This is a genomic window from Vagococcus sp. AM17-17, from assembly GCF_003471765.1.
Lineage (GTDB): Bacteria > Bacillota > Bacilli > Lactobacillales > Vagococcaceae > Vagococcus > Vagococcus teuberi.
Genome location: NZ_QRJY01000008.1, coordinates 23,729 through 39,011, shown reverse-complemented (window position 1 = coordinate 39,011; position 15,283 = coordinate 23,729). Strand labels below are relative to the sequence as shown.

The 15,283-nt window shown below is 31.9% G+C and carries 22 protein-coding genes and 1 riboswitch; of the genes, 10 read left to right on the top strand and 12 right to left on the bottom strand.

Annotation, left to right across the window (positions count from 1 at the left end; all coding sequences use genetic code 11):
- Nucleotides 1-385: 385 nt before the first annotated feature.
- On the bottom strand, nt 386-595 hold the full coding sequence (locus DW196_RS08765; RefSeq protein ID WP_071455983.1) for a CsbD family protein: 210 nt from the start codon (nt 593-595) through the stop codon (nt 386-388).
- A gap of 220 nt (nt 596-815) precedes the next feature.
- Between DW196_RS08765 and DW196_RS08760 the strand changes: the two genes are divergently transcribed.
- On the top strand, nt 816-1,100 hold the full coding sequence (locus DW196_RS08760) for a hypothetical protein (RefSeq protein ID WP_118250980.1): 285 nt from the start codon (nt 816-818) through the stop codon (nt 1,098-1,100).
- 167 nt (nt 1,101-1,267) lie between these two features.
- Here DW196_RS08760 and DW196_RS08755 read toward each other — a convergent pair whose 3' ends face one another.
- Nucleotides 1,268-1,555, bottom strand: a complete 288-nt coding sequence (locus DW196_RS08755; protein ID WP_118250979.1) for an LPXTG cell wall anchor domain-containing protein — start codon at nt 1,553-1,555, stop codon at nt 1,268-1,270.
- Nucleotides 1,556-2,277: 722 nt separating this feature from the next.
- Nucleotides 2,278-2,460: a hypothetical protein gene (locus DW196_RS08750; protein ID WP_118250978.1), complete on the bottom strand. Its 183-nt coding sequence runs from the start codon at nt 2,458-2,460 to the stop codon at nt 2,278-2,280.
- A 157-nt stretch (nt 2,461-2,617) separates the two neighbouring features.
- Here DW196_RS08750 and DW196_RS08745 point away from each other — a divergent pair, with 157 nt between their 5' ends.
- A complete protein-coding gene (locus DW196_RS08745; RefSeq protein ID WP_071455987.1) occupies nt 2,618-3,757 on the top strand; it encodes an ArgE/DapE family deacylase in 1,140 nt (379 codons plus the stop codon).
- A 151-nt stretch (nt 3,758-3,908) separates the two neighbouring features.
- Nucleotides 3,909-4,115, top strand: a complete 207-nt coding sequence (locus DW196_RS08740) for a hypothetical protein (RefSeq protein ID WP_118250977.1) — start codon at nt 3,909-3,911, stop codon at nt 4,113-4,115.
- 42 nt (nt 4,116-4,157) lie between these two features.
- Here the strand turns inward: DW196_RS08740 and DW196_RS11380 are convergent, their stop codons facing one another.
- The 3 genes from DW196_RS11380 to DW196_RS11590 form a co-directional block, all read right to left on the bottom strand.
- Nucleotides 4,158-4,316 carry a hypothetical protein gene (locus DW196_RS11380; protein WP_158563557.1) on the bottom strand — a complete coding sequence of 53 codons (159 nt, stop codon included), beginning with the start codon at nt 4,314-4,316 and terminating at the stop codon, nt 4,158-4,160.
- Nucleotides 4,317-4,571: 255 nt separating this feature from the next.
- The gene (locus DW196_RS11595; RefSeq protein WP_233541944.1) at nt 4,572-5,075 is read right to left on the bottom strand and encodes a linear amide C-N hydrolase; all 504 of its coding nucleotides are present in this window, start codon (nt 5,073-5,075) and stop codon (nt 4,572-4,574) included.
- 156 nt (nt 5,076-5,231) lie between these two features.
- Complete coding sequence (locus DW196_RS11590; protein ID WP_233541942.1) at nt 5,232-5,393, bottom strand: hypothetical protein; 162 nt, start codon at nt 5,391-5,393, stop codon at nt 5,232-5,234.
- Nucleotides 5,394-5,641: 248 nt separating this feature from the next.
- Here DW196_RS11590 and DW196_RS08730 point away from each other — a divergent pair, with 248 nt between their 5' ends.
- Entirely contained in the window at nt 5,642-6,013 is a 372-nt protein-coding gene (locus tag DW196_RS08730) for a YxeA family protein (RefSeq protein WP_118250976.1), read from the top strand.
- Nucleotides 6,014-6,051: 38 nt separating this feature from the next.
- Here DW196_RS08730 and DW196_RS08725 read toward each other — a convergent pair whose 3' ends face one another.
- Both DW196_RS08725 and DW196_RS08720 read right to left on the bottom strand, forming a co-directional pair.
- Entirely contained in the window at nt 6,052-6,789 is a 738-nt protein-coding gene (locus tag DW196_RS08725; protein ID WP_071455990.1) for an amino acid ABC transporter ATP-binding protein, read from the bottom strand.
- Complete coding sequence (locus DW196_RS08720) at nt 6,789-8,378, bottom strand: ABC transporter permease subunit (protein ID WP_118250975.1); 1,590 nt, start codon at nt 8,376-8,378, stop codon at nt 6,789-6,791. Before DW196_RS08720 ends, DW196_RS08725 begins: the two co-directional genes overlap by 1 nt.
- An 87-nt stretch (nt 8,379-8,465) precedes the next feature.
- A riboswitch (Lysine riboswitch) is annotated at nt 8,466-8,640 on the bottom strand.
- Between the two features lie 154 nt (nt 8,641-8,794).
- Here DW196_RS08720 and DW196_RS08715 point away from each other — a divergent pair.
- From DW196_RS08715 to DW196_RS08700, 4 genes are all read left to right on the top strand, one after another.
- Nucleotides 8,795-9,703 carry an EamA family transporter gene (locus DW196_RS08715; protein WP_118250974.1) on the top strand — a complete coding sequence of 303 codons (909 nt, stop codon included), beginning with the start codon at nt 8,795-8,797 and terminating at the stop codon, nt 9,701-9,703.
- Between the two features lie 44 nt (nt 9,704-9,747).
- Nucleotides 9,748-10,422, top strand: coding sequence for an NAD-dependent protein deacylase (locus DW196_RS08710; protein WP_118250990.1), 675 nt, complete (start codon nt 9,748-9,750; stop codon nt 10,420-10,422).
- A gap of 30 nt (nt 10,423-10,452) precedes the next feature.
- Nucleotides 10,453-10,713, top strand: a complete 261-nt coding sequence (locus DW196_RS08705) for a chorismate mutase (protein WP_118250973.1) — start codon at nt 10,453-10,455, stop codon at nt 10,711-10,713.
- Nucleotides 10,714-10,852: 139 nt separating this feature from the next.
- Nucleotides 10,853-11,260 carry a GNAT family N-acetyltransferase gene (locus DW196_RS08700; RefSeq protein ID WP_118250972.1) on the top strand — a complete coding sequence of 136 codons (408 nt, stop codon included), beginning with the start codon at nt 10,853-10,855 and terminating at the stop codon, nt 11,258-11,260.
- Between the two features lie 36 nt (nt 11,261-11,296).
- Here the strand turns inward: DW196_RS08700 and DW196_RS11375 are convergent, their stop codons facing one another.
- Nucleotides 11,297-11,464, bottom strand: coding sequence for a hypothetical protein (locus DW196_RS11375; protein WP_158563556.1), 168 nt, complete (start codon nt 11,462-11,464; stop codon nt 11,297-11,299).
- Nucleotides 11,465-11,738: 274 nt separating this feature from the next.
- Here DW196_RS11375 and DW196_RS08695 point away from each other — a divergent pair, with 274 nt between their 5' ends.
- Nucleotides 11,739-12,827 (top strand): serine hydrolase, encoded by a 1,089-nt coding sequence (locus tag DW196_RS08695; RefSeq protein ID WP_158563555.1) that lies wholly within the window; start codon nt 11,739-11,741, stop codon nt 12,825-12,827.
- A gap of 156 nt (nt 12,828-12,983) precedes the next feature.
- On the opposite strand, the gene DW196_RS08690 is transcribed toward DW196_RS08695, so the two are convergent.
- The 3 genes from DW196_RS08690 to DW196_RS08680 all read right to left on the bottom strand — a co-directional run bounded on the left by DW196_RS08690 (nt 12,984) and on the right by DW196_RS08680 (nt 14,702).
- On the bottom strand, nt 12,984-13,274 hold the full coding sequence (locus tag DW196_RS08690) for an antibiotic biosynthesis monooxygenase family protein (RefSeq protein WP_118250970.1): 291 nt from the start codon (nt 13,272-13,274) through the stop codon (nt 12,984-12,986).
- A gap of 26 nt (nt 13,275-13,300) precedes the next feature.
- Nucleotides 13,301-13,756, bottom strand: coding sequence for a rhomboid family intramembrane serine protease (locus DW196_RS08685; RefSeq protein ID WP_158563554.1), 456 nt, complete (start codon nt 13,754-13,756; stop codon nt 13,301-13,303).
- 547 nt (nt 13,757-14,303) lie between these two features.
- On the bottom strand, nt 14,304-14,702 hold the full coding sequence (locus tag DW196_RS08680; protein WP_118250968.1) for an HIT family protein: 399 nt from the start codon (nt 14,700-14,702) through the stop codon (nt 14,304-14,306).
- 59 nt (nt 14,703-14,761) lie between these two features.
- On the opposite strand from DW196_RS08680, the gene DW196_RS08675 reads away from it, so the two are divergent.
- Nucleotides 14,762-15,283 carry an AAA family ATPase gene (locus DW196_RS08675; RefSeq protein WP_118250967.1) on the top strand — a complete coding sequence of 174 codons (522 nt, stop codon included), beginning with the start codon at nt 14,762-14,764 and terminating at the stop codon, nt 15,281-15,283.

The following is a 15,283-nucleotide window of genomic DNA, read 5'->3' as shown; positions in this document are numbered from 1 at the left end:
CACAGTATGTTTTTTGTTCGCCAATGAAAATTACTTTACAGAAATAAATGAACTTATCCAAATAAACAAAATGAACTTGGATAAGCTTTAAAAGAGGAGTCATCTTTAGAGGAGTTTATAGTAGACCAGCTATTTCTGGTTCCACAAAAAATAAATTCACGATCATATTCTTGGCTGGCTATCGCTTTTCCGATCTCTTGGATAGTAAATGTTTTTTCACATCATTTTTATTCCTTTTCTTTCTTAATATATAAAAGTAAATATGTCTATTTTTATCTTATAAAAAACATAATATATGTAAAATGATGCTATTCAATGATTAATTAGTAGTTAAAAGGCAATAAAAAAGATGAATCTCGTTTATAAGATTCATCTATATATTCTTTTATTTTTTGTCTTCATGTTTTTTGAATTTGTCTTTCACGTCATCAACAACTTCTTCTGTTTTTTCTTTAATCTCAGAGGATACTTCTTTTACTTTGCCTTCAGCTTGTTTTAAAAGACCTTTATGTTTTAACTTGTCATTATTTGTAATGTCACCTGTAGTTTCTTCTACTTTACCTACCGCTTTGTCAACTTTACCTGTATCAGTCATATTAAATTCCTCCTATTTCTATTGATGTATCTTAACTATATATCAAAATACCCAAAAAATTCAAATGAAAGCCTTTCATTTGAATTTTTTATTATAATAAAAGGTGTTAAAAAAAACAGAGATTTCATAGTGTATGGTTGTCATAATTAAATAGTATTAAAAAAAGAATTACTAAAATAGAGCTGTTGTTTATGATAAGGATTGGTTTTGTTAGCAGTACATGTATAGGGAAAAAGGTAGACGAATTTGTGTAAGAACAGGGTTAGTCAACAATAATAAAAATAATGATATGATAGTTGGTGTTGGTTTATCAGATATAGAGACGACAGAAAACAATTTACGTCTAATGGTAAAAGAGTGTCCAGTGTTTTTGTTAGCCTTAATTGAAGAGACACTTAAAATGTATTTATTAATTGATAGATTGTCCTCGGTTATGGAAATCTTTCAAAGTCTATCAGGAGAAGCTTTATCTGTGGATCAAGAGGTATTAAAGTCTCTAAGATGAAAATACATTTATTTTAGGTATGTTTGTAGGTATGGGGATTATATAAATAAAAGTTATTAAAAAAGAGTCTGATCTAAAAGTAATTTTTTAAATGAAAATGACTAAACTGACTTCATGGGATTGCTTTTTGGTAAGGTTTTTGGCTCAGCCTCTTTTAATGTATGTATCTATCTGACGTTAATTGAATGACGTCTAATAATAGCAGACGAACCTAAAAAACCTAAGCCGATTAAAGATGCAGTCATTTTTGACGTTGTTTTACTCGTTTGTGGTAATTCAGAAGCTGTCGATGGAGTAGTCGTAGCTGTTAGAACCACAATTGTTTGGATTGCTTCAGAAACTATATGTTTGTTGATAGTAGATGATACCAATTCATTTTCTGGTGTGCTTGGTTTTACAACTAAGTCAATATCAGGAGCAGTTGGGTCTTCCGTTAACCCATTGTCTGGAGTCATTGGAGAATCGTATTCAAATACTAAAAAATTATCCTAAGTTTCGTCGTTAGACATATCTTCTCCATTAGCTTCTTCTGTACTAACAGTGGTTATTAATCTAATCATACCAATGCTCAATGTACTTAATAAAGTGTTTTTTTGTAATCTTATCTTTTTATTTACTATATCTCCCTCTTTTCCAAATAATAATACTATTTCATTAAATTTATATTATAAAAAGAATATAAACTGAAGTAAAACATATTTAATGTTTTGTATTTAGTTATTTCAAAGCATTATATAAATATACACTTAATTGAATTTTATGCAATTTTCATAAAAATATTATCTACGTAGGCACAAGAAAACACCCATTAATAAATTAATGGGTGTACCACGGGGTATAAGGTATTAAATGTTTGGAAGTATCCGCGGTTGGTAAAATAAAGGTAAGTTCATAATACGATGTATTAATAAAGAAGTCAATAGATAAATGAAAAAATGTTTTTTACATCGAAAAAAACCTCTAGTTTTCACTAGAGGAGGAGATGGTTAACAACTTTCGGGACTAAGTTGTTAAATCGATTTGGAGTAAAAAAATGAAAAAATGTAACAAGCTTTGGGATTATCCTCTGTTGTGGGAAGAGAGGATGTGTTAAATAATTATTTAACTGTCTATATCATAATATCCAAACCTTAATTTAACCTTAAAAAAGTAAGATGAAAAAAAGATTATTGTGACATTATTTTTTCTTTTTCTTTTCTTCGATAACTAGAGGAGTGTCAGGTAAAATAATGTTAAATCCGTCATGATCTAGTGAGTGTATTCTTTCTTTAATGAAATCTTTATCTATGACAAATTCTTTTTCTAATGTGATAGTGTCATTCAGAATAACTGGTTCAGCGGGCATCGATTTATTTGACATAAGTATCCCTCTTTTCTTTTGATTACGTCTATTATATCATTAAAACTAGATTAAATATATTTAGAGACATGTTAAGAACAAGTTATATGATTTAGCTAGATTAAATGAACGTGGTATGATAGAAATACAAAAATGAAAGAAAAAGGGGAGAACAATCATGCAAAAGAATCAAAAAATTGAGTGGTTACAAGACATTGTTAAGATGGAAACAATCAATGGTAACGAAGAAATTGTGGCAAAATATATTCAAAATAAATTAAAGCAAGTTAATATTTCAACTGAGTTGATTCAATATGCTGATAATCGTAGCAGCTTAGTGGCAACGATTAAAAAAGGAAATAGTGATAAAGTTCTAGGGTTAACTGGTCATATGGATGTCGTGGACCCTGGGGATGCGAGTGATTGGAAGTATCCGCCTTTTTCTGCAACTATAGAAGGTAATAAACTTTACGGTCGTGGTTCAACGGATATGAAAAGTGGTCTGATGGCGATGGTTATTGCAATGATTGAACTTCAAGAAGAACAAAAAGAATTTAATGGAACGATTAAATTATTAGCAACCGTTGGAGAAGAAGTAGGTGAGTTAGGGGCTGAACAATTAACTAATCTGGGATATGTTGATGACTTAGATGGTTTGATTGTAGGTGAGCCAAGCAATTATAATCTAGTCTATACTCATATGGGGTCAATCAATTACACAGTGACATCAGAAGGAAAAGAAGCACACAGTTCTATGCCGCAAGAAGGATATAATGCATTAAACCATTTGATTGATTTTTCGTACCACATCAATCAAAAAATGGATGAGATTTCAAGTAACTATGTAAATGAGGAATTAGGTTCAACGATTCATAATATTACGATTATGAATGGTGGGAAACAGGTCAATAGTATTCCAAACTTTGCATCACTACAAGGGAATATACGTAGTATTCCAGAATTTTCTAATGATGATATTATTAAAGTATTACAAGATACGGTAGATGAACTAAATAAAAACCAACCATACAAGTTAAAACTAACTATTGATTACAATAAATTATCTGTTAAAGCAAACAAACAGTCTGAATTAATTAAAGTAATTCAACAACAATTTGATGAACCATTACCACTTATTGGGATTGGTGCGACAACTGATACGGCAGAATTTATTAAATCGTCTAATCCGTTTGAGTTTATTGTCTTCGGACCTGGTGAATCAACATTACCACACCAAGTCAATGAGTATGTTGACATAGATAATTATTTAGATATGATTGATAAATACAAACAAATTATTTTAACTTATTTAAATTAAAAAGGACGTTATTTATGGAAGACATTCGAGTCGTTATAGGAGATAGTAAGTTTGATGTGAGAGCGTGTGGCGTTTTAAGTCAAGACAATTATATTTTATCAAGTGTTGAATCTGATGGTAGTCAAACATCACCTAGTGGGGCAGTTAAAATATGTTCACTTATAAGGACAAACCATATCAACAAGTTATCTTTGTCTATGAGGTTTTTCCAATCGAAGAGATAAGTGATATAAAAGGAGATATTGAAGTTAAGTGGACACCTAAAGAAAGATTGAATGCATTAAAACCTAGCCCATTAAATGATATCATCCAACAACTAGGTACGACTATTAGACATGTGATTAATAAAGAAGATTAAAATAGCTACTCAAGTATCCATGAATACTTGAGTAGCTATTTTTTATTTGTGTTCACGGATTAAACGTTTTTCAGCTTTTTCTTCTTTTTTCTCCGCTACTTTTTCACGATTTTTGTCGATATCAACTTCGAAGATGTCTTTTGCTTTTTCTTGTTCAAATGAACGGCGATTTTGTTTGGCTCCATCTCGTTCTGTTCTCATGGTTTTACCTTCTTTCATCATGTTGAATTGATGGCATTTAATCAATGCTTATAAGGTAATCTTACATGTAGTTATCGAAAAAATAATGAATTAACAGTGCTGTTTTCTTTATTATGAAGCAAAAACAACGTTATTATCTAAATGAATAGTATGATACGTGATGTCTATTAGGGAAGTATCTAATTTTTTCGCTGAGAGAGTAAGTCCTTCACCTGTTTGAGCATAGGCGATTTGTTTAGTGACATCATAACCAGACTAGTAGCGTGTATAATCTGTGATACTCATTTCAGCTTTTTTGTGTTCTAAACCTCGTGGCATAATGATCGGTCTAAAAATACTATACAGTCTATTGATTCCTTCATTTGTATCAAAATCATCTAACATATTTTTTAGATAAAAACGTCTTATAAAGCGAGGAGGAGAAGTATAATCTCCAGGTAAACCAAATAATCCATAACCTGTACCATGTTCAATTGGTTCTAAATCAACTTTGTTTTTCATCACACGATGAGCTGGGGGATTAATGTCACTTAAATTAATGTGATGCCTAATATTTGTAGTGTGATAGTTATATTCTGGGCTATTCGTCATAACCTCAACATAGTCGTATAGTTTAAAGCCGCCATCTAATACAGGCTCTAAAACGATACCTTCTCCAGTTGTATCAACGAATGTGTAGTGTAGAGGGAAATGAAGATGTTGACCTTTATAAACAAAAGGCTCATCAGCTAAAACAAATTCTTTATAATGTTCTTTAATTTCAGCTACAGTTTTAAAATTTGATAAAATATATAAGACAAATTATTCTGTTAGTAGTGGTTGTTTTCCATCATCACTAATGTCTTGAGTGGCTTTTGTCGTTGCTTCAACTAATACTTGCATATCACCAACTAGTCCATGTTCATTCATACCATCCTACATAACCGTTGTATACTTTGTCATAACACCTAATACTGTGTATTTACTAGTCCAATGAGAAACTTGGTTAGTTATATTGATGTTTTTTTGAACAGTTGCTAGTGTAATATCTAAATCTAATCCAGGGTCTTCACCAAACATTGAAATATCTAAATCCATTGTGCGACCGAAAAAAAATATCGCCATTTTTAGCAGTTAACGTGATATTTGTACACATTTAAAAAAACTGCTTTTTATGATTAGGTATACATTAAAACTTTTATTGAAATAAAACAAATGGTAGCTATTTTTTAGTTGTTCATTTAAAGAAATAATAATATTTTTTTGTGTTTAAAATTACGATTTAATTAGATTAAAAAGTGTTTTTAGATTATATTGTTAATTAATCTGTTTATGAGGCGAATAGTATGACAAAGAAAAGTATTTTAGTTGTCATTTTAGTATTAATCGTGATTTCTGGCTACAAAGGGTATGAGTATTACACAACGATTTATAAAGGTGATGTGGCGTATGCAAAAGTTCCAGATGGTGTTCCTATGGTGGAAGATACAGGTCAGGTTATATCAGGAAGTAAATCTTATAAATATGATTTTGATTTTGTGAAAAAAGATGGAACAATACAAAAAATGGATTATGAATTGAGTGGCAAAAATGTGATACCATTACAACCTGGTTCATACGTAAAAGTATTTATTAGTCAAACAAGGATAATTAGTGGACCAAATGATGTGTCAAAAAGTGATATTCCAAAGAATATATTAGAAAAATTAGATAAATAAAATAAGCTAGATTGAGTTGGCTCAATCTAGCTTATTTTTTATCCTTCTAAAATACGTTGTAAAAATTCTTTTGTACGAGCTTGTTCTGGATGTTGGAAGATTTTTTCGGGAGCACCTTCTTCAGCTACAACTCCTTGATCCATAAAAATGACACGATCAGATACTTCTTCGGCAAAAGCCATCTCATGAGTTACGATAATCATGGTTAATCCAGTCCCAGTTAACTCACGCATGATTTTTAATACTTCTCCGACCATTTCAGGATCAAGTGCTGAGGTTGGCTCATCGAACAGCATCACTTCAGGATCCATAGAGATAGCGCGAGCGATTGCGACACGTTGTTTTTGCCCACCAGATAATTGGCTAGGTTTAGCATGAGCAAAATCTTTCATCCCAACTTTATCTAAATTTTCGATCGCGATACGTTCTGCTTCTTCGCGTGAGCGTTTTAATACTTTTACTTGTCCAACGATGCAGTTATTTAAGACATCGTGATTTTCAAATAGATTAAATTGTTGGAACACCATTCCAACATGGGCACGGTATTTTGGTAAGTTATACCCAGGAGAAAGGATGTTATCACCTTTAAAAAGTAATTCCCCATCAGTTGGTTCTTCTAATAAATTAATGCAACGAAGTAAAGTTGATTTACCAGAACCTGATGGTCCTATAATGGTAACAACTTCACCATCTTTTACGGATAGATTAATGTCTTTTAACACTTCATGATTGCCGTATTGTTTTTGTAAGTGTTTGATTTCAATTAAGTCAGTCATTATTTGTCATCCTTTCTTTCTAAAATAGCTGTTTGCATTTGATTAGCATAAGGTGCGTATTCACCAGTACCGTCCATACGTTTTTCAACAAATCGCAAGATACGCGTTACAGTGAAGGTCATGACAAAGTAAATCACACAGACAACAAAGAAGGTATCAAAGAATCTAAAGTTACTTCCAGCGACTGTTTTAGCCTGGAAGAACAACTCAGTGACAGCAATCACGTTTAATACAGAGGTATCTTTAATATTGATGACAAACTCATTCCCCATAGCAGGTAGAATATTTCTAAATACTTGTGGAATCACGACGTTGACCATTGTTTGACCGTGTGTCATTCCAATAGCAGATGCTGCTTCAAATTGTCCTTTATCAACAGAGAAGATACCACCACGTACGATTTCAGTCATGTAAGCCCCAGTATTGATTGATACAATAAATAATGCTGCTGCAAGAGGATTCATATCAATCCCAAATGCTTGAGAAGAACCATAGTAAATCACCATTGCTTGAACGATCATTGGCGTTCCTCTAAAAATTTCGATATAAATTGAAAATAGAGTATTTAATAATTTAAATAAGATTTTGTTCACCATATTTTTTGGCGTGGGAATGGTTCTAAATAAGCCAATCCCTAATCCAATGAATGTTCCAACAATTGTTCCCACCAGTGAAATTAAAAGCGTTACTCCAGCACCTTTTAAGAACATTTGCCAGTTTTCTTTGACGATTTTGACAATCCAATTTTCATTTGACTGTGAATCAGGTTGTTCACTAATGGCAATATCCATAAAATTGTCTCGTTCAGTTTGATTTATTCCAGCTAAAATATCATTAATTTTTGCGATATCTTGGCTGCCTTTTTTTACACCGATAGAAACAGATGTATCATCACGATTTGTTTTAAAGCCTTGGCCATCTTTAAAATCAATCATTTTAAAATTAGGATTTACTTTTTGGGCGGTGATTCCCTCTGGTTTTTCTGAAACATAGGCATCAATTTTTCCGGATTGAAGTGCCACACGCATAGCAGAAAAATCATCCATGGCAGTTTGTTTTGAGACACCTTCGATTTGATCAATCACAGAATAGTGAAATGTATTTAATTGGGCAGTAACTTTTGCCCCTTCAAAATCTTTCAGACTTTTGGCATTGGCATATTTTCCATCTTTTGCAACGACTAAGACTAAGTTTGAGTGATAATAGTCATTGGTAAAGTCGATGGTTTTTTTTCGTTCTTCAGTGGGAGACATACCAGCGATAATAGCATCTACTTTTCCAGAAGTTAAAGCAGGAGCTAAACCGTCCCAAGCTGTTTTGTAAATGACCAGTTCTTTTCCTAAGCCTTCAGCAACACGTTTTGCGATCATGACATCATAGCCGTTTGCGTACTCGTTTCCTCCTTGGATTTTAACAGCGCCATTGTTGTCATTTTGTTGTGTCCAGTTGAATGGAGGATAGCCTGCTTCCATTCCCACGACAAATTTATCATCATTTGCCTCCACTTTTGGTGTCAGCATGATTAGACTAATAAACATAAATAATAGTGCAATAAGGACATGATTGGTCGAACGATTGTTTGTTTGCATGATAATTCTCCTTTTGTTTTAGATAAATAAAAAAGCAACCTCGTAAATAGAGGTTGCTTGTGATGAAGTCAGATTAACAGTAAGTTATCTAATCATAGCGCATCTTAGTTTTAACTAAGACAGTTCTATAGTTATTCACTATAGCCCCAACATGATAAGCGAGGAACTTTATCACATTTCGGCAATCTTCCCTGTGCATTAGTGTCAACGTAATCCTCTACTCGACTAATGTTATTGATAGACTGCAACCTCTAGATTTATAATATTCGGTTATTTTTTCTTAATATGTCTAACACTATATCATACCTTTTTCAAAAAGTCATGACTTTTCACGAAAATTTTATTTGACCAAGTCACGTTAATTCGTTATTTTTAGACAAGTAAGTATGATAGAAAAATTGAGGGAGACGAAAAATATGTGGTTTATGTCAGCGCTGGTAGCTGTCTTTGCATGGGGGACAGCAGATTTATTTTATAAACTGGGAAACAATGAAAAAGATAAGTATAGTGCACAAAAAACAGTGGTCATTGTGGGATTAGTGATGGGACTTCATGCCTTTTTCTACTATTATTTGTATTTGGGTGTGAGTTTTGAATGGAAAAATTTATTGATTTATTTACCTGTGTCGTCCATGTATATTTTATCAATGGCGATCGGTTATGTGGGGCTTCGTTATATAGAGCTGAGTGTGTCTTCACCGATAAGTAATTCTTCAGGAGCAGTGTCAGCTTTATTAATGTTTCTGATATTAGGAGCGAAAATGGTGTGGATTCAATTTATTGCTGTGGCAGTTATTTCAGTCGCTATTTTTATGTTGTCTGTTTATGAAAAGCAAGAAGTTGATCATGAGTTAAAAGTATCAGGCAATGTGGTCGATAAAAAATATCAGAAAAGTGCACTTGCGATTATTTTTCCAATACTTTACTGCGTGATTGATGGATTGGGGACATTTTTGGATGGGTATTATTTAGATTATGCGGAAATTTTACCTGAAAACCAAGCCAACATGAGTTATGAATTTACTTTTTTAATCGTCGGGTTACTGCTGTGGGGGTATTTACGAGTAGCTAAAGGAGAAAAAATTGATGTGTTTCATGAAAAATATAAAGGTCTTGCGGCACTTTTTGAAACTTTGGGACAATTTTTCTATATTGGTGCGATTGCGAGTAATTCCATTGTCGTAGCACCGATGATTGCTTCATATAGTATTGTATCAGTCTTGTGGTCACGAATTTTTTTAAAAGAGAAATTAACTAAAAAACAATACGTCATGATTTTTGCGATTATTATTTCTGTGGTTGTATTAGGCTTTTTTGACGAATAATGTCATAATAAAGTAAGGGAGTGATTGATGTGGAAGAACAAGCAATGGAGATATTACAGCAGGCGGAAAATATCGTGTTTATGACAGGTGCCGGTGTCTCAACAGCATCGGGTATTCCTGATTATCGCTCTATGACAGGGGTATATCATGGAGTTGAAAATCCAGAATATTTGCTGAGTCATACTTGTTTAAAACGTGAGCCTGATGTTTTTTATCGATTTGTCCAACAATTATACCATCCAGAAGCAAAACCGAATGTGATTCATGAAAAAATGGCAGAATTAAGCCAAACGAAACAAGTTGGGATTGTGACGCAAAATATTGACGACTTGCATATTAAAGCAGGAAGTCCAAATGTAGTGTCGTTTCATGGGAGTTTGTATGATTGTTATTGTCAAAAATGTGGTCAGTCAATTTCTGTTCCAGACTATATGAAGAGTATGTATCATCAAGAATGTGGCGGGATCACACGTCCGAAAGTGGTACTTTACGAAGAAGGCTTATCTGAGTCTAATATAGAAACAGCTATTTCTTGGTTGTCTCAAGCAGACGTTGTGTGTATTGTTGGCACAAGCTTTCAAGTGTATCCTTTTAGCGGACTGATTAATTACCGAAAACCTGATAGTCAGGTGATTGTGGTAAACAAAGAACCCATTTCATTAATGATGCCTCATCTTTTAGTGCAACAAAAAGGTGAAGATTTTTTCTCTGACATATAATCTGACTCTTATACGAAATGAGGAGATAAGATGTTAAGTCAAGATAGACAACGAATTGATGAAATTGATGAACAAATCGTATCATTATTGGAAGAAAGATATGATTGTGTGTCGCACATTGCGAAGATAAAAAAAGACAATCATATCCCAATTTTTGATACAACAAGAGAAGAAGCCGTATTAGAAAAAATTCGACAAATGGTATCAAATGAGGATTATGCTGATTCAATCGTCGAAACATTTAATCAAATCATGATGGTGTCAAAAGACTATCAAAAAAGTAAACAATAAAGGTAATCCTTCAGAACTGTTCTGGGGGATTTTTTTATTGGTATGATATAATGAGCGAAACACCTGAAAGGGGGTTTTACTATGAATAATCGGTTGAAGTTAGACTCTTAATTAAACAAATAAATTAGGAGGAAAGATAATGATAGAATATAGAAACGGAAGTAATATAAAACGTGAACAACTAGAGTTGTTGTATGATAGTGTTGGATGGATAGCTTACACAAAAAATTTAAAAGGTTTAGAGCAAGCACTAGTTAATTCATTTTATGTGGTAAGTGCTTGGCATGAAGAACAATTAGTTGGTTTAATCAGAGTTATTGGTGATGATCAAACAATTTTATATGTACAAGATATTTTGATTCATCCAGACTATCAACGACAAAAAATTGGGACAACACTAATGTCTGATGTATTAGAAACGTATAAACATGTGCGCCAAAAAGTATTATTAACTGTTGATGAACCAGACGTTAGAGGATTTTACGAAAGTTTTGGATTCGAATCCTGTGATAAGGGAAGCACAGTTGCTTTTTATAAAGAGTTTTAGGAACATTGATAAGTTAAAGAGATGCCTTTCTTTGGCTTATTTTTTATTTCGCCAAATGATAATAACTAGTAAAATAACCATAAATATTAACTGACCGAAACCAATCCAGATATTTTCTTGAAATTTAGCATATAAATCATATGCAAGATAGATAAACCAAATGATGATAATCGTTGTAATGATATACGAAATAAATTTATTCATTATTGCGACATCCAATTATTTTTAAAGTATGATTATTGTATCATTGTGTTGTTTGATATGGAATATTATACTAGAATAAATATAGTTGGTATTATGACCAAAAATTGAGATATAAAAGTTAAATTATTTGGTAGCTGAGTGAATCTGTCTATAATTGTTTATTAAAGAAGCATAGAAATATACGATAGACTTCATAGATTTAAGGTTTATTTAAGTAAAGTATTTTACAATATACGTGAATTGAATGTATCGTTTGCCAAAAGGAGGTCGGGACGTGAAAAAAAAGATTGCGAAAAAAATAGCGTTGACAGGTTTAGCGACAGTCGTATTACTGTTAGGATTGAATCATTACTTTCGACAAAATATCATAAAAGATGAAGTGTTTGCTGCTGATGAAAAGGATGACACATCTTTGCAAGTAAGTATGGATGACTATTTTTCTGATGAAAATTATAATGGTATTGCGATGGTGCTTGAAAATGGCGATGTTCTATCTGCTTCAGCCTATGGATATAGTAATTACGAAGCTAGAGAAAAAAACACATTGGATACACTATTCCCTGTAGCCTCTCTGCAAAAAATGATGACAGCAACATTAGTAGCAAAAGAAATATCGCAAGGAAAGATAAGCTATGAAACGCCTCTATCAGATTTTTATCCTGATATTGCATATAGTGATGAGATAACCATTCGTGATTTACTAGACCAAACATCAGGTATTCGAATGGATGAAATAGCACCAGGTGACATTTTAAAAACTCAAAAAGAACAAATGGATTATGTTTTAGAGAGTCTTGAGAGTACAGGTGAAATGAGTTTTAGCTATACTAATGCTAATTATTCTTTATTAGCAGGTATTTTATCGACTGTTACAGGAGAAGACTATGAAACATTGTTTACCAAAGAAATCATTGAGCCACTACATTTATCTAATACATTTTTCTGGGATACCGTGTCAGATAAAAAAGTAGCAAAAGCATACAATAGTTCCATTTTACTAGGTGAATATGCTACAGGAACGGATAATTTTGTTGCAGCTAAACCTTTGTATTCTAGTCTAATCGGTGCCGGAAATGTATTGATGTCGGCAGAAGATTTGGCAACTTATTTAGAAGGCTTAACTAATGGAACATTGATTACTAAAGATGAATTTTCTGATTTAATACAGGGAAATCCAGAATATAGTGGGGCTTTCTGGGGCAATGATGAACTACTACAAACCAATGGGAGTCTTGGTAACTATCAATCTTCTGTTTTACTAGATAAGTCAGGCGGGAAAATGGTAATCTTGATTAGCAATGGAAGTGAGATTGACAGTTTGTCAGATTTAGCATCAGATATTTATCAACGAACATTTAATTAATAGAAAAAAATCACCAATCTTCATAATGGAAGATTGGTGATTTTTTGTACTATTATTGGTATAACCCTTTATTATATAAGGCGCAATTTTAAATTGCTAGTGTGTTTTACTGATGCAAGAGATAGTTGCTGGTGATATAGACTTCTAAAAAAGCTACTAAAAATCTATAAATTTTTCTACAGACATTCTCAGATGATATTTTTCTCTTAAATTGGCAATTTGTTTCATCATATCTGATTTATGATGTGTATCTAATGCTTCTTGGTTAGACCATCTATCAATCAATAGTATAGATTCTTCATCGTCCATGGGGAAATAGTACTCATATCTTTCATTTCCAGGTTGTTTTCTAATTTTCTCAACAATACCCTCATTAACCATATCTTCAGCAAATCGTCTGGCATTTCCATTTTGTCCCGAATACAAAATATTAACAGTGAAACTCATATAAAATCCTCTCCTTTCATGTTAAATTAACGACCAAATTTAATGATGACTCCAATAATAATACCAGTGAGAAAACTAATATTATGTGCAAATAATCCAGAGAATTGTTTGAAATTTTCCCAATAAGACGTGATAAAACTTCCTAAAAAGAAGATGACAATCGCCCAAATTAGACCGTTATTATAAAATGGTTGTTGACCAATGCTTAGATTAAAATAATTCCATCCTTTGTTAATATAAAAAACTAACATTAAACCCAAAAACGCATAAAAACCAACAGATGACCCAACAAAAGTAAAAGAATTTTTAGAATAATAAGTAATTAGTGCTATCCCAGTTATGAAAGTGCTCATAACAAATATGCCTAGAAGAGAAGAGAAGGAAAGTTTATTTTGAAAAAAAGGATACACTATATTTCTTATAATTAATAGATTACCAATTAAATGAATAATACCACCATGTAAGAAACTAAATGTTACCAAACGATAGATTTGGTGTTATTTAAGTATTTTGTCAGAATCTAATTCAAACAATGTATCAATACGCCCTTTAGTGAATACGTTGAGACAATAGATAGCAATCATGCCAATGATAAAACAGTTGATAAGAATATTTTTATTAGTCATTTCATAATTCCATCCTTTTAAGTAAAATCATAACATAATAGAACTATAGAAAGTAGGTAAAGAATGGAAAATAAATTTAAACTAGATGTTGGAGGCGACAGAAGTATAACATCAGGTTTAACTAAAGAAAATATGCTTAGTATATTAATAAGGAAACTTAAACGGATTTTGCATAAAGAGAACTAGTCTCTACTTTCGACTGGATGTATACTCTAATAAACAATAGCCGACAAATAATCCTAATATACCTACCCAACTGTCTTTTAAAAGATAGATGATAGACCAATTTCATCAATACCATTTAGAATGTAACTAAAAATTAAGTAGCTAGAAACTGTTATAATAAAAAAGTGCTATTTTTAATAGTTTTCATAGAGATTCTCCTGTTTATATAATTAGTAGTTTATCTTTGAATATTATTTAATTTTTCCTTTAGTAAAGATATATCTATATGTTTTAGATTTATTTTTTGATTATCCCAAAAATTATCATTCTTGTATCTGGGAATCAGATGTATATGGAAATGGGTTCCCTTATCCATTATCTTTCCATTGTTTTGTATAATCCTAATGCCTAGAGTTTCAAAGTAATATTCAAAAATAGTGATTATTTTCTTTTCAATAGTGATTAAATCTAAGAGTATCTCATTAGGGATTTGTCTAATATCAGTATAGTGAGTTTTTGATATGATAATTAAGTGTCCTTTCTGAATGGGATCAATATCAAATACAACAAAAAAATGGTCACTTTCAGTAAGGATCTGGTCTTCAATTATATTATGACAAAATATACAATGTTGCATAAAAAGGCTCCTTTTAAAATGGTATATAATTAAAAATTTTTATCTGGGAGGTAGTTAGTATGATTTTTATTCAAATGTCTGGCGTGCCGGGTTCTGGTAAATCAACTTTATCAAAATCTATAAGTGAATATTTAGATGTGGTAGTAGTCGATCATGATGTAACAAAAACTTCCCTAATGGGAATGGGGAATAATCAACTATCCAGTTTAGATATAGGAAAAGTTTCATATGATATTGATTGGTTGTTGATTGAGATGTTACTTTCGCAAAATAAAAATGTGATATTTGATAGTCCTTGTCTATATGACGAAATAATAGAAAAAGGAATGGCTCTATCGGAAAAGTATCGTGCAACGTACAAATATGTAGAATGTAAAAACATGGATTTTAACGATATAATGCAGAGGTTAAAATCAAGAAAGGCAAAAATAAGTCAAATAACAAAATATAAATCATATGACGTTTTTTATAAAGCATTGATAGGAAGTAAGCGACCAGATAATGATAACTTTATTATCGTTGATACATCACAGCCTATCAGCTCTTATATTATGAGAGTTGTTCATTATATAAACAATTAA

Bases quoted from the DNA above. Each gene is read 5' to 3' on its own strand.
- DW196_RS08765 (WP_071455983.1), bottom strand. From the start codon at position 595: ATGACTGATACAGGTAAAGTTGACAAAGCGGTAGGTAAAGTAGAAGAA.
- DW196_RS08760 (WP_118250980.1), top strand. From the start codon at position 816: ATGTATAGGGAAAAAGGTAGACGAATTTGTGTAAGAACAGGGTTAGTC.
- DW196_RS08755 (WP_118250979.1), bottom strand. From the start codon at position 1,555: ATGACTCCAGACAATGGGTTAACGGAAGACCCAACTGCTCCTGATATT.
- DW196_RS08750 (WP_118250978.1), bottom strand. From the start codon at position 2,460: ATGTCAAATAAATCGATGCCCGCTGAACCAGTTATTCTGAATGACACT.
- DW196_RS08745 (WP_071455987.1), top strand. From the start codon at position 2,618: ATGCAAAAGAATCAAAAAATTGAGTGGTTACAAGACATTGTTAAGATG.
- DW196_RS08740 (WP_118250977.1), top strand. From the start codon at position 3,909: ATGTTCACTTATAAGGACAAACCATATCAACAAGTTATCTTTGTCTAT.
- DW196_RS11380 (WP_158563557.1), bottom strand. From the start codon at position 4,316: ATGAGAACAGAACGAGATGGAGCCAAACAAAATCGCCGTTCATTTGAA.
- DW196_RS11590 (WP_233541942.1), bottom strand. From the start codon at position 5,393: ATGGATTTAGATATTTCAATGTTTGGTGAAGACCCTGGATTAGATTTA.
- DW196_RS08730 (WP_118250976.1), top strand. From the start codon at position 5,642: ATGACAAAGAAAAGTATTTTAGTTGTCATTTTAGTATTAATCGTGATT.
- DW196_RS08725 (WP_071455990.1), bottom strand. From the start codon at position 6,789: ATGACTGACTTAATTGAAATCAAACACTTACAAAAACAATACGGCAAT.
- DW196_RS08720 (WP_118250975.1), bottom strand. From the start codon at position 8,378: ATGCAAACAAACAATCGTTCGACCAATCATGTCCTTATTGCACTATTA.
- DW196_RS08715 (WP_118250974.1), top strand. From the start codon at position 8,795: ATGTGGTTTATGTCAGCGCTGGTAGCTGTCTTTGCATGGGGGACAGCA.
- DW196_RS08710 (WP_118250990.1), top strand. From the start codon at position 9,748: ATGGAGATATTACAGCAGGCGGAAAATATCGTGTTTATGACAGGTGCC.
- DW196_RS08705 (WP_118250973.1), top strand. From the start codon at position 10,453: ATGTTAAGTCAAGATAGACAACGAATTGATGAAATTGATGAACAAATC.
- DW196_RS08700 (WP_118250972.1), top strand. From the start codon at position 10,853: ATGATAGAATATAGAAACGGAAGTAATATAAAACGTGAACAACTAGAG.
- DW196_RS11375 (WP_158563556.1), bottom strand. From the start codon at position 11,464: ATGAATAAATTTATTTCGTATATCATTACAACGATTATCATCATTTGG.
- DW196_RS08690 (WP_118250970.1), bottom strand. From the start codon at position 13,274: ATGAGTTTCACTGTTAATATTTTGTATTCGGGACAAAATGGAAATGCC.
- DW196_RS08680 (WP_118250968.1), bottom strand. From the start codon at position 14,702: ATGCAACATTGTATATTTTGTCATAATATAATTGAAGACCAGATCCTT.
- DW196_RS08675 (WP_118250967.1), top strand. From the start codon at position 14,762: ATGATTTTTATTCAAATGTCTGGCGTGCCGGGTTCTGGTAAATCAACT.